Source organism: Microbispora hainanensis, assembly GCF_006874475.1.
GTDB lineage: Bacteria > Actinomycetota > Actinomycetes > Streptosporangiales > Streptosporangiaceae > Microbispora > Microbispora hainanensis.
In genome coordinates this window covers 1-11,032 of sequence record NZ_VIRM01000027.1, presented here as the reverse complement: position 1 = coordinate 11,032, position 11,032 = coordinate 1, and the positions used below count along the sequence as shown (strand labels likewise).

Annotated in this window: 13 protein-coding genes; 7 read left to right on the top strand and 6 right to left on the bottom strand. The window is 70.7% G+C overall.

Going from position 1 to position 11,032, the window contains the following annotated elements; translation table 11 throughout:
* The first annotated feature begins 3 nt into the window (after positions 1–3).
* From FLX08_RS21630 to FLX08_RS21620, 3 genes are all read left to right on the top strand, one after another.
* On the top strand, positions 4–822 hold the full coding sequence (locus tag FLX08_RS21630; protein ID WP_208761574.1) for an SAM-dependent methyltransferase: 819 nt from the start codon (positions 4–6) through the stop codon (positions 820–822).
* 76 nt (positions 823–898) lie between these two features.
* A complete protein-coding gene (locus tag FLX08_RS21625) occupies positions 899–1,174 on the top strand; it encodes an isoamylase early set domain-containing protein (RefSeq protein WP_142620707.1) in 276 nt (91 codons plus the stop codon).
* Positions 1,175–1,249: 75 nt separating this feature from the next.
* Positions 1,250–2,431, top strand: a complete 1,182-nt coding sequence (locus FLX08_RS21620; protein ID WP_142620706.1) for a zinc-dependent alcohol dehydrogenase — start codon at positions 1,250–1,252, stop codon at positions 2,429–2,431.
* Positions 2,432–2,462: 31 nt separating this feature from the next.
* Here the strand turns inward: FLX08_RS21620 and FLX08_RS21615 are convergent, their stop codons facing one another.
* The 5 genes from FLX08_RS21615 to glnII form a co-directional block, all read right to left on the bottom strand.
* Complete coding sequence (locus FLX08_RS21615) at positions 2,463–3,290, bottom strand: metal ABC transporter permease (protein WP_142620705.1); 828 nt, start codon at positions 3,288–3,290, stop codon at positions 2,463–2,465.
* Positions 3,287–4,168 (bottom strand): metal ABC transporter permease, encoded by an 882-nt coding sequence (locus FLX08_RS21610; protein WP_142620704.1) that lies wholly within the window; start codon positions 4,166–4,168, stop codon positions 3,287–3,289. Before FLX08_RS21610 ends, FLX08_RS21615 begins: the two co-directional genes overlap by 4 nt.
* Entirely contained in the window at positions 4,165–4,926 is a 762-nt protein-coding gene (locus FLX08_RS21605; protein WP_142620703.1) for a metal ABC transporter ATP-binding protein, read from the bottom strand. Before FLX08_RS21605 ends, FLX08_RS21610 begins: the two co-directional genes overlap by 4 nt.
* Positions 4,923–5,855, bottom strand: a complete 933-nt coding sequence (locus FLX08_RS21600; protein WP_208761573.1) for a metal ABC transporter substrate-binding protein — start codon at positions 5,853–5,855, stop codon at positions 4,923–4,925. The genes FLX08_RS21605 and FLX08_RS21600 overlap by 4 nt, the downstream gene beginning before the upstream one ends.
* A gap of 175 nt (positions 5,856–6,030) precedes the next feature.
* Positions 6,031–7,044: a glutamine synthetase gene (glnII, locus tag FLX08_RS21595; protein WP_142620702.1), complete on the bottom strand. Its 1,014-nt coding sequence runs from the start codon at positions 7,042–7,044 to the stop codon at positions 6,031–6,033.
* A gap of 236 nt (positions 7,045–7,280) precedes the next feature.
* Here glnII and FLX08_RS21590 point away from each other — a divergent pair, with 236 nt between their 5' ends.
* On the top strand, positions 7,281–7,742 hold the full coding sequence (locus FLX08_RS21590) for a hypothetical protein (protein ID WP_142620701.1): 462 nt from the start codon (positions 7,281–7,283) through the stop codon (positions 7,740–7,742).
* A 90-nt stretch (positions 7,743–7,832) separates the two neighbouring features.
* Here FLX08_RS21590 and FLX08_RS21585 read toward each other — a convergent pair whose 3' ends face one another.
* Positions 7,833–8,615 (bottom strand): DUF72 domain-containing protein, encoded by a 783-nt coding sequence (locus tag FLX08_RS21585; RefSeq protein WP_142620700.1) that lies wholly within the window; start codon positions 8,613–8,615, stop codon positions 7,833–7,835.
* 84 nt (positions 8,616–8,699) lie between these two features.
* Between FLX08_RS21585 and FLX08_RS21580 the strand changes: the two genes are divergently transcribed.
* The 3 genes from FLX08_RS21580 to FLX08_RS21570 form a co-directional block, all read left to right on the top strand.
* Positions 8,700–9,245 (top strand): type 1 glutamine amidotransferase domain-containing protein, encoded by a 546-nt coding sequence (locus FLX08_RS21580; RefSeq protein WP_142620699.1) that lies wholly within the window; start codon positions 8,700–8,702, stop codon positions 9,243–9,245.
* A 67-nt stretch (positions 9,246–9,312) separates the two neighbouring features.
* A complete protein-coding gene (locus tag FLX08_RS21575) occupies positions 9,313–10,191 on the top strand; it encodes a sugar kinase (protein ID WP_142620698.1) in 879 nt (292 codons plus the stop codon).
* A gap of 112 nt (positions 10,192–10,303) precedes the next feature.
* A partial coding sequence (locus tag FLX08_RS21570; protein ID WP_208761572.1) for a hypothetical protein occupies positions 10,304–11,032 on the top strand: 729 nt, incomplete at its 3' end.

Sequence of the window (11,032 nt, the reverse complement as noted above, 5' to 3'; positions counted from 1 at the left end):
TGCGTGGCTGATGACGCGCCGCCGGCCGGTATCGATGCGGGCGTCCCCAATCCCGCCCGCATGTACAACTATTTTCTCGGCGGAAAGGACAACTTCGCGGCCGACAGGGAGGCCGCGGAGCGGGTCATGAAGGCCGCGCCCGAGGCCCCCGCGCTGGCCCGCCGCAACCGCGCATTCCTGCGCCGGGCCGTACGCCATCTGGTGGCCGAGGCCGGGATCCGGCAGTTCGTGGACATCGGCACCGGGCTGCCGACCGAGGGCAGCGTCCACGAGGTGGCGCACGAGATGGACCCGGGCGTCCGGGTGGCGTACGTGGACAACGACCCCGTCGTGCTCGCGCACTCCCGGGCGCTGCTGTCGGGCACCGCCGACACCACCGTCACCGTGCAGGGAGACCTGCGGCGCCCCGAGGAGATCCTGGCCGATCCGGAGCTGCGGTCGCTGATCGACCTCTCGGAGCCGGTCGCCGTCCTGCTCGTGGCCGTGGTCCACTTCCTGCCCGACGACGACAAGCCGGCCGAGCTCGTCGCCCGCCTCAGGGAGTGCGTCGCCCCCGGAAGCCACCTCGTGCTGTCCCACGTCACCGACGAGGAACGGGCCGGCGACGCCCGCGAGGGGGCGGCCGTCTACCGGCAGGCCGGCAGCGGTGTCACGCTGCGGAGCCGCGAGCAGGTCCACGAGCTGTTCGGCGGCTTCCGGCTCGTCGAGCCGGGCCTCGTGCCGCTGGACGAGTGGCGGCCCGATGACGAGAACCTGCTCGCCCGGCAGGCCGGCCGTCACCTGCCCACGTGGTTCCTCTGCGGGGTCGGCCGCACGCCCTGAAAAGGCCGTGAATATTGTGTTACGTCCTGCGTGTACTTGTTTCTTCCTTTAGGGGCAATACGTCAGGATGTGCGGCATGCTCAAACGCACCAGGTTGTTCGGGCAGAAGACCCGCGTCACCTTCACCCTGCCCGTTGACGAGCCCTCGGGGACGGTCAGCGTGGTGGGCGACTTCAACGACTGGCTGCCCGGCCGCCACGAACTGCTGCGACGTAGGAACGGCACCCGCACGGTGTCGGTGATCCTCCCGCCCGGCGCGTACCGGTTCCGCTACCTCGCCACGGGCGGCCTGTGGTTCGACGACGACAGCGCCGATCAGGTGGACGAGCAGGGCAGCATGCTGCATCTCTGATCCCGCCCTGGTCCCGGTCCGGAATATCCCGGAGTGCGCCGTTTCTCCGGTCGGAAGCAGGGCACCGGGGAACCTATGAAGGCACTTACCTGGCACGGCAAGCGCGACGTCCGGGTGGAGCAGGTCCCCGACCCGGCCATCAAGGAGCCCACGGACGCGATCATCCGGGTCACCACGACCGGGATCTGCGGGTCCGATCTGCACCTCTACGAGGTGCTCGGCCCGTTCATGGGCGAGGGCGACGTCCTCGGCCACGAGCCGATGGGCATCGTGGAGGAGGTCGGCGCGGAGGTCACCCACATCGCGCCCGGCGACCGCGTGGTGATCCCGTTCAACATCTCGTGCGGCCACTGCTTCATGTGCGACCGCGCGTTGTACGCGCAGTGTGAGACCACTCAGGTCCGCGAGTACGACACCGGAGCCGCACTCTTCGGCTACTCCAAGCTGTACGGCGAGGTGCCCGGCGGCCAGGCGGAATTTCTGCGCGTCCCGCAGGCGCACTTCGGGCCGATCAAGGTGCCGGAGGGGCCGCCGGACGAGCGGTTCGTCTACCTCTCCGACGTGCTGCCCACCTCATGGCAGGCCGTCGAGTGGGCCGAGGTGCCGGACGGCGGCAGCGTCACGATCTTCGGCCTCGGCCCGATCGGGCAGATGTCCTCCCGTATCGCCCGCCACCGCGGCTACCGCGTGATCGGCGTGGACATCGTGCCCGAACGCCTGGAGATGGCCCGCAGGCACGGCATCGAGGTGATCGACGGGAACGAGACCGACGAGGTGCCCGAGGCGATCCGGTCGATGACCGGGGGCCGGGGCACCGACTCGGTCATCGACGCCGTCGGCATGGAGGCGCACGGCTACACCCTGGGCAAGCTCGCCCAGACGGTCACCGGCATGCTGCCCGACAAGGTCGCCGCGGCCATGATGACCCGCGCCGGCCTCGACCGGCTCGCCGCCCTTCAGGACGCCTTCGAGACCGTGCGCCGCGGCGGCACGATCTCGATCAGCGGGGTGTACGGCGGGATGACCGACCCCATGCCCATGCTGCAGCTGTTCGACAAGGGCGTCACGCTCAGGATGGGCCAGGCGCACGTCAAGCGGTGGATAGACGACCTCATGCCGCTGGTGACCGGCGACGGCGATCCCCTGGGGATCGAGGACCTGGCGACGCACCGCCTGCCGCTCGACCAGGCCCCGCACGGCTACGAGATCTTCCAGAAGAAGGAGGACGGCGCGATCAAAGTGCTGCTCACGCCCTGACGATCGAGCACTGACGATCGAGCACTGACGATCAAGCCCTGACGGCGACGGCGCGTCTGGCCCGGTCGCGTACGGCGGTGCCGAGGAAGACCGCCCCGAACACCAGGCCCACGAACAGGGCGATGGACGCCCCGGTCGCGACGTTCCACTGCGTGGAGACCCACACGCCCGCGAGGGCGCACGCGATCCCGATCCCGGCGGCGAGCGGGAACAGCGGCGCGAGCCTGTCGGTGAGCAGGCGGGCGGTCGCGGCCGGGCCCACGATCAGCGCCACGGCGAGGATCGTCCCCAGCGCGGGCACGGTGGCGACGACGGTCACCTCGACGACCGCGAGCAGCGCGAAGTCGAGCAGCACGAGGGGCAGCCCGAGCGCCGCCGCCCCCACCGGGTCGAACGCCGCGAGCAGCAGTTCCTTCCCCACCAGGGCGAGCACGAGCAGCACGCCCGCCGCGACGGCGGTGGTCGCCACCAGGTCGCCCGTGCCGACGGCGAGGACGTCGCCCACCGTGTAGGCCGCCAGGTCCTTGGTGAAGCCGTCCTGAGACGACACCAGCACCACACCGAGCGCGAAGCCGCCCGACAGTGCGATGCCGGTGGCCGTGGTGAAGTCCTGCCCGCGGCCCCGGCCGAACGCGAGGACGGCGGCGACCACCAGCAGCCCGAACAGCCCGCCGCCGAGGTAGAGGTTCACCCCGAGCAGGGCGGCGACGACGATGCCGGGGAACGTCGCGTGCGTGAGGGCCATCGTGAAGAACGGCAGCCGCCGCGCGATCACGAAGACCCCGACCACCCCTCCCAGCGCGCCGACCAGGACGGCCTCCACGAGGGCCCGGTGGACGGTGGAGTCGAGCCAGCTCACGCCGCCTCCAGGACCGACCGGCGGCGGGCCCGGCTCAGGCCCGCCTTCCTGCGGACGTACGCCGCTGCGTGGGCCAGGCCGTACATCGCCACCAGCACGAGCACCACGGTCGCGCCGGAGGCGAGCCTGACGCCGTGCCCGACCGACGCCTCGTAGCTCACGACCAGCCCCAGCCACCCGGCGCCCGCGCCGACGAGACAGGCCAGCGGCACGATCACCGCGAGCCGGTCCGACAGGCTGCGGGCCGCCGCGGCCGGCACGATGAGCAGCGCGATCACGAGGATCGTGCCGACCGCCTTCACGGCGGCCACGACCACCAGCGCGACCGCGACGTTCAGCACCAGGTCGAGCAGGCCGACGCGCACCCCGGCCGCCTGGGCGCCCTCGGGGTCGAAGGCCCGCAGCAGCAGCGGCCGACGCAGCACCGCCAGCAACGCCACCACCACGACCGTCACGACGGCGGTCTGCGCGAGCTGCGCCTCGGTGACCGTCAGCACCCGCCCGAACAGGAACGCCGTGAGGTCGGAGGTGAAGCCGGTCTGCCGCGACACGATGACGACGCCGACCGCGAACAGCGTGGTCAGCAGCATGGCGAGCGCGGCGTCCTCGCTCACCCTGCGGCGCTGGGTGAGCAGCGTGAGCAGGACGGCCGTGACGACCCCGGCGGCCAGCGCGCCCCAGAAGATGCCGCCGTCACCGGCCATGATGTGGCCGATGACCACGCCGGGGAAGACGGTGTGCGTCAGGGTGTCGCTCACGAAGGCGAGCCGGCGCAGCAGCACCAGCACGCCGACCGTGCCCGCGAGCGCGCCGAGGATGACCAGTTCGATCAGCGCCCGCGCCATGAAGGGCAGCTGGAACGGCTCGAAGAACATCATGTCTGGGTCACGATCACGCGGTCGCCGCGCAGTTCGAGCGCGTGCCCGCCGTACGTCGCGCGCAGCCGCTCGGGCGTCAGCACGTCACCGGTCGGGCCGAAGCCGAACTGGTGCCGGTTGAGCAGGCACACCTCGTCACAGGCGAGGTGGGCGATGGCGAGGTCGTGGGTGCTGACGACGACCGAGGCGCCCTGCGCCTTGAGCGAGCCGATCGCCTCCAGCAACGCGTGCTGGCTGACCGCGTCGACGCCGTTGAACGGCTCGTCGAGCAGCAGCATCCGCGGCTTGGCGGCGATGGCCCTGGCCAGCAGCACCCGCTGGCGCTGCCCGCCCGACAGCGTGCCGAACCGGTCGCGGGCCCGCCCTGCCAGCCCGACCCGCTCCAGGGCGTCGGCCACCTCGGCCCGGTCGCCCGCGGAGGGGCGGCGCAGCCAGCCGATCCGCCGATATCGGCCCATCATCACCACCTGCTCGACCGACACCGGGAAGTCCGGGTCGAGCGTGTCGGCCTGCGGCACGTAGGCGACGTCGCGGCGGGCCTGCGCCGGGGGTCTGCCCAGCACCTCGATCCTGCCGCGTACGACCGGCACCAGGCCGAGCAGCGCCTTGATGAACGTGGACTTGCCGGCGCCGTTCGGGCCGATCAGCGCCACGGCCTCGCCCTCGTGGACGACGCCGTTCAGTTCCTCCAGCACCGGGACGTCGCCGTAGGCCACGCTCGCCCGGTCGAGCACCAGGGTCGGCGCGCGCTCACTCATGCGGCGGTCCCCCTCAACGCGTTGACGATGGTGTCGGTATTGTGCTCCTCCATCTGCAGGTAGGTCGCACCGGCCGACCCTTCGGGGCCCAGAGAGTCGCCGTACAGGGCGTCTTCTCCGGCCACGACCGTCACCCCGGCCTCGCGCCCGATCGCCTCGGCCGTCTTCGGCGGCAGCGACGCCTCCGAGAAGATGGCGGCCACCCCGGTCGCCCTGATCTTGGCGACGAGGTCGGACACCTGCTTGGCGGACAGCTCCGCCGAGGTGTCGAAGCTCGGAATGATCGAGCCCACGAACGTCAGCTTGTAACGGTCGAGGTAGTAGCCGAAGGCGTCGTGGTTGGTCACGAGCTTGCGCCGGTCGGGCGGGATGGAGTCGATCTTCTTGGCGATCGCGCCGTCGAGCGCGTCCAGCTTCGCGTCGTACGCCGCCTGGTTGGCCTGGTAGGCCGCGGCGTCGCCCGGGTCGGCGGCGGCGAACCCCTTCTCGATGGTGGCGACCATCGTCTTGGCGTTGAGGGGGTTGTGCCAGATGTGCGGGTCGCCGTCGCGGATCGGCACGCCCTGGGAGGCGTCGACCACGGGCCCGTCGAAACCGGCGGCCGAGATCGTCTCGTCCAGCCACTTCTCCAGGCCGACCCCGTTCTTGACGAGCACGTCGGCCTCGGCGATGGCCCGCATGTCCGCCGGGGACGGCTCGTAGTCGTGGGGGTCGACGTTCGGCCTGAGCAACTGGTGGACGCTCACCCGGTCGCCGCCGACGTTTCGGGCGAAGTCGGCCACCTGGGTGGTGGTCGCGACCACCCTCAGCGGCCGGGCCGGATCGGCGGGGGAAGAGGATGTGTCCCCGCTGCCGCAACCGCCGGCGGACAGGGCGAACAGCGCGAGCAGCGCGGCGGACGACAACCTACGGGCGAGCGGCGAGAGCACGACCAATCCTCAAGTCGGCATATCAAAGTCAGTGCAACACGGGAAACATCCCTTCCAAATGTCCCGCAAATGAAAATCATTGTCAACTTGGGGCACTTCGACTCGCCGCCATAGACGCGTACGGCTCCCGCGCCGGAACGCGGGAGCCGTACGGGAGATGGGAGAAGGGGAACCGTCAGACCTGGCCGGCCTTCTCCAGGGCGGTGCAGCAGGTGTCGACCATCAGGCGGGTGACGACGTAGGGGTCGACGTTGGCGTTGGGGCGGCGGTCCTCGATGTAGCCCTTCTTCTCCACCTCGACCTGCCAGGGGATGCGGACCGAGGCGCCGCGGTCGGAGACGCCGTAGCTGAACTTGTCCCACGGAGCGGTCTCGTGGTGGCCGGTCAGGCGGTCCTCGATGCCGTGGCCGTAGTTCTTGACGTGCTCCATGGCGTTGTCGGCCAGGGCCTCGCAGGCCGTGATGATCGGGTCGTAGCCCTCACGCATGGCCTTCGTGGAGAAGTTGGTGTGCGCGCCCGCGCCGTTCCAGTCGCCCTTCACCGGCTTCGGGTCGAGCGTGGCGGCGACCTCGAACTCCTCGGCGGTGCGGTAGAGCAGCCAGCGGGCGACCCACATGTGGTCGCCGACCTCCAGCGGGCCCCCCGGGCCGACCTGGAACTCCCACTGGCCGGGCATGACCTCGGCGTTGATGCCGGAGAGCTTCAGGCCGGCGGCCAGGCAGCGGTCGAGGTGCAGCTCGACGATCTCGCGGCCGAACACCTCGTCGGCGCCGACACCGCAGTAGTAGCCGCCCTGCGGGGCGGGGAAGCCGCCCAGCGGGAAGCCGAGCGGGCGGCCCTCCTTGAAGAAGGTGTACTCCTGCTCGATGCCGAACCACGGGTCCTGCTCGGCGAACCGCTCGGCCACCTCGGCCAGCGGGGCGCGGGTGTTCGTCGCGTGCGGGGTCAGGTCGGTGTGCAGGACCTCGCACATGACCAGCACGTTGTCACCGCCGCGGATCGGGTCGGGGCAGGTGAACACCGGCTTGAGCACCAGGTCGGAGGAGTGACCGGTGGCCTGGTTGGTGCTGGACCCGTCGAAGCCCCACAGCGGCGGCTCGGCGCCGTCGGCAAGGACCTTGGTCTTGGAGCGGAGCTTCGCGGTCGGCTCCGTGCCGTCGATCCAGATGTACTCGGCCTTGTAGGTCACGTCGATCCCTTTCGAACGAGGCGGCCTGGCGTTCGTCCGCCACGCTCGACAGTGCCGTTTTGGCATTTCGTAGCTTTTGCCCGTTTGTAACCAGAGTGTTAACGCGCATTCTTTGCCTTGACCGTGTTGTGAGGCGCTGGTGCGGGGCGCTGTTGTGCCCCCGGCACATGAAGACCGCTCTCCTGGGCAGTCGGATGGGCGTCCACCAATCGCAACCGCACCGGGAGTGAGCGCAGATGGTCTTATTGGGCCTGCTTCTGGTCCTGATCGCGGCGGCGGCTGTGATCGAGGTGTCGGTGAACGACACCGCGACCACCATGCCGATCACGGTCCTGGACCGTACATTCAACCTCAGCCCGTTCGAGCTGTTCATCGCCGGCGTCGTGACCGCCGCCGTGTTCGTCGCCGGCCTGCTGCTCATCACCGGCGGCATGCGCCGCGCCGCCGTGAATCGCCGACGGCAGCGTGAGGCGCGCCTGGCGGAGCGGGACCGCGTGTCCCGCCTGGAGGCCGAGAAGCGCGACCTGGAGCGCCGCCTGGAGACGAGCCCCAAAGCCGACCGGGACGGCGACGGCGTCGACGACCAGGCCGGGCGTCCCACCGCGCCGCACAACCGGGTCTCCGTACCCGCCCAGAAGGAGTCACCCGACCAGCTCGTGGCGGGCGGGCGTCACGCGGCCGACGACCGCCGCGCCTGATCTGTCATGCCGGGTCTGTCATGCCCGGTCTGTCATGCCCCGTCTGTCATGCCCCGTCTGTCATGCAGGGGCCGGCACTCGCCCGTCCGGTCACGACCGGGCGGGCTCGGGGGTCCGCCCAGGAGTCGGCTCCGGAAGCCGGGCTCGACTCACGTCCCGTCCCCGCGCGCGGGCCAGCTCCGCGAAGGTGATCGCGTTGCGTACGGCGGCGGCGCCGGGATCATTGTTGAAGTAGACGTAGGCGTCCGGCACGTCCCCCAGGCGGTCCACCCAGTGCAGCAGCGCGCGCCGCCCATAGTTCGGCCACGGCTCCGCCGCTCCCTCGTGGAAGCGCAGGTAGACCCACTCGGCCGTACGCCACAGGGGCCCGGTGGGCCGGCCGAGCCGGTCCGCCCAGCACAACGCGGCGCCGAACTCGGTCAGCAGCGAGCGGATCTCGTCGGTCCACCACGAGGCGTGCCGCGGCTCGACGGCGACCCGTACGGCACGCGGAAACCGGGCCAGGCAGGCCCGCAGCCGTCCGGCGTCCACCTGCAGGGTCGGCGGCAGTTGCAGCAGGATCGGGCCCAGCTTCGGGCCGAGGCCCTCGGCCACGCCCATCAGCCGAGCGACCGGCTCCTCCGGATCCTTCAGGCGTTTGATGTGGGTCAGGAAGCGGCTGGCCTTGACCGCCATGACGAAGTCGGGCGGCGTACGCTCCCGCCACGACTCGAACGTCTCCCGCTTCGGCAGCCGATAGAAGGCGTTGTTGTTCTCGACCGTGGCGAAGATCTCGCAGTACCTCTCCAGCCACAGTCGCTGGGGCACGCCGCCGTAGACGAGGTCGCGCCAGTCGGCGTACTGCCACCCAGAGGTTCCCACCAGCACGGGCATGTCCGTCCCCTACCCACCGGATCGCATAGATCGCGGCGATCGGGGCACGCGACGGCAAGAAGGAGCAAAAGAGGGGAGAATCGAATGATCCAGGACAAGACGATCGCGTTCCTCGTCGCCCCCGAGGGGGTCGAGCAGGTCGAGCTCACCGAGCCGTGGAAGGCCGTCCAGCAGGCGGGCGGCACGCCGAAGCTGGTCTCGGTGCAACGCGGGGAGATCCAGGCGTTCCACCACCTCGACAAGGCCGACAGGTTTCCCGTGGACGCCGTGGTCGGGGAGGTCTCCGCTGCCGACTTCGACGGCCTGGTCCTCCCGGGCGGAGTCGCCAACCCCGACTTCCTGCGCATGCGGCCGGAGGCCGTTCGGTTCGTCAAGGAGTTCTTCGAGGCGGGCAAGCCGGTCGCGGCGATCTGCCACGCGCCGTGGCTCCTCGTGGAGGCCGACGTGGTGCGCGGGCGCACGGTGACCTCGTGGCCCAGCCTCCGGACCGACCTGCGCAACGCGGGGGCGACCTGGGTGGACCAGGAGGTCGTGGTCTGCACGAACGGCCCCAACACACTGGTGACCAGCCGTAAGCCGGACGACCTGAAGGCCTTCTGCCAGGCCGCCCTGGACGCGTTCGGCGCCTGAGGCGGGGCTTTCCCGGGCGGATCAGGCTCTGTCATGCTTTCCCGGTGCGATCCCGCGGACTTACGGCATGAGCGAGGTTTTCACGCTCGGAGAGGCATTGGGCGTCGTCTCCGGCGACCGGCTCCGGCATGACATGACCATCCGTCTCGACGTGGAGGGGCCTGAGCTGACCACGGCGGTCGGCCTGGCCCGGCTCGGCCACACGGTGAGCTGGCTGGGCCGGGTCAGCTCCGACGAACTCGGCATGCGGACGCTGACCGTGCTGCGCGGCGAGGGCGTCGACGTCTCCCACGTACGGGTGGACGAGACGGCGGCGACCGGGCTGATCCTCCGCCAGCGGCGCATCGGCCGTTCGTCGCACGCCGTCCACTACCGGGAGGGCTCGGCCGGGTCGCACCTGTCGACCGGCGACGTGCCCGGCGAGGCCGTCCAGTCCGCGCGGATCCTGCACGTCACCGGCGTCACCCTCGGGCTGAGCGGCCTCGCGTGGAGCGCCGTCCACCACGCCGTCAAAATCGCCAGGGACGCCGGCGTGCTCGTCTCCGTGGACGTCAACCACCGCGCGAACCTGTGGGAGAGCGCGGAGGAGGCCCGGCAGGGGCTCACCGAGCTCGCCGCCTCGGCCGACGTGCTCTTCGCGACCCAGGACGAGCTCATGCTCGTGGAGCCCGCGCTCGCGTCCAGGCCCGAACTGGTCGTGACCCGGGGCGCCAAGGGAGCCAGCGCCACCGTCGAGGGCCTGCGCTACGACACCCAGGCCGCCCCCGTGACCTCCGTCGACCCCTCCGAGGTCGGCGGCGCGTTCGTCGCGGGCTATCTCAGCGCGATCCTGGACGGCCTGCACCCGGCGGACCGCCTCAAGCGCGGCATATCTGTGGCCGCCTTCGCGGTCGCCAGCCACAGCTCCTGGCAGGGCCTCCCCACCCGCGGCGAACTACCCCCGTGACCTGGACGGTCCCCCCAATCTGTGATCCCAAGAGATTCCTAGTTGATCTTGCGCTGGCCCCAGAGAGACGAGAAAATTAATACAAGTTTTCGAATCTCTTGATGGGGGTGCAATGGATCTGTTCGACATCGATCCTGAGCGCCTACATCATTCGAACGATGGCGACGGTGAGTGGTGGGACCGTCTGATCGTCAGTTCCCCGCTGTGGTCGTCCGACGGCTCATCCGCCCGCGAGCCCTTCCCGATCATCGGCCTTGATGCCCGGCAGCCCGCCGGCGCGCCCGGCACCGAGAGCGCAGCCAGCCCAGGCACGGACGGCGCTGGCGCGGATGCCGCGCGTGGGACTGCCGAGGGCGCTGGTGCTTCTGACGCGGGTGCCGCCCGTGGTGATGCCGCTGACGCGGATGGCCGCCGCCGTGCACGGCCGTCGTGGGTGGTGGTGGGGTCTGTTCGTGAGGTGGCGCAGGAGCTGGCGTTGGCGCCGCTTCCCGACGATGTGGACACCTGTCTGGCCGAGGCGGAGGAGTTGCTGTTCGCCCGCGATCGGATCACGTGTGCGCTGGCCGACCGCGTCGGCCGGGTGCATGCGACCGGTCAGGCCAAACAGCACGGGCATGCCTCCACCCGCTCCTGGCTGCGCACCGCCGCCGGGATGACGGTGGGCGGTGCGGGCCGCCTGCTGATGCTGGGCGCGGAGCTGCCGCGCCTGCCGGTGGTGCGGGAGAAGTTCGCCATGGGTGAGTTGGCGGCGGGGGTGGTGGAGGCCATCTGCGCCGCCATCGCCGGGCTGACCGATGAGAACGCCGCACTGGCGGAGCCGATCCTGGTGGAGCTGGCGGGC

Bases quoted from the DNA above. Each gene is read 5' to 3' on its own strand.
- FLX08_RS21620 (WP_142620706.1), top strand. From the start codon at position 1,250: ATGAAGGCACTTACCTGGCACGGCAAGCGCGACGTCCGGGTGGAGCAG.
- FLX08_RS21575 (WP_142620698.1), top strand. From the start codon at position 9,313: ATGAGCGAGGTTTTCACGCTCGGAGAGGCATTGGGCGTCGTCTCCGGC.
- FLX08_RS21605 (WP_142620703.1), bottom strand. From the start codon at position 4,926: ATGAGTGAGCGCGCGCCGACCCTGGTGCTCGACCGGGCGAGCGTGGCC.
- FLX08_RS21580 (WP_142620699.1), top strand. From the start codon at position 8,700: ATGATCCAGGACAAGACGATCGCGTTCCTCGTCGCCCCCGAGGGGGTC.
- FLX08_RS21610 (WP_142620704.1), bottom strand. From the start codon at position 4,168: ATGATGTTCTTCGAGCCGTTCCAGCTGCCCTTCATGGCGCGGGCGCTG.
- FLX08_RS21585 (WP_142620700.1), bottom strand. From the start codon at position 8,615: ATGCCCGTGCTGGTGGGAACCTCTGGGTGGCAGTACGCCGACTGGCGC.
- FLX08_RS21625 (WP_142620707.1), top strand. From the start codon at position 899: ATGCTCAAACGCACCAGGTTGTTCGGGCAGAAGACCCGCGTCACCTTC.
- FLX08_RS21590 (WP_142620701.1), top strand. From the start codon at position 7,281: ATGGTCTTATTGGGCCTGCTTCTGGTCCTGATCGCGGCGGCGGCTGTG.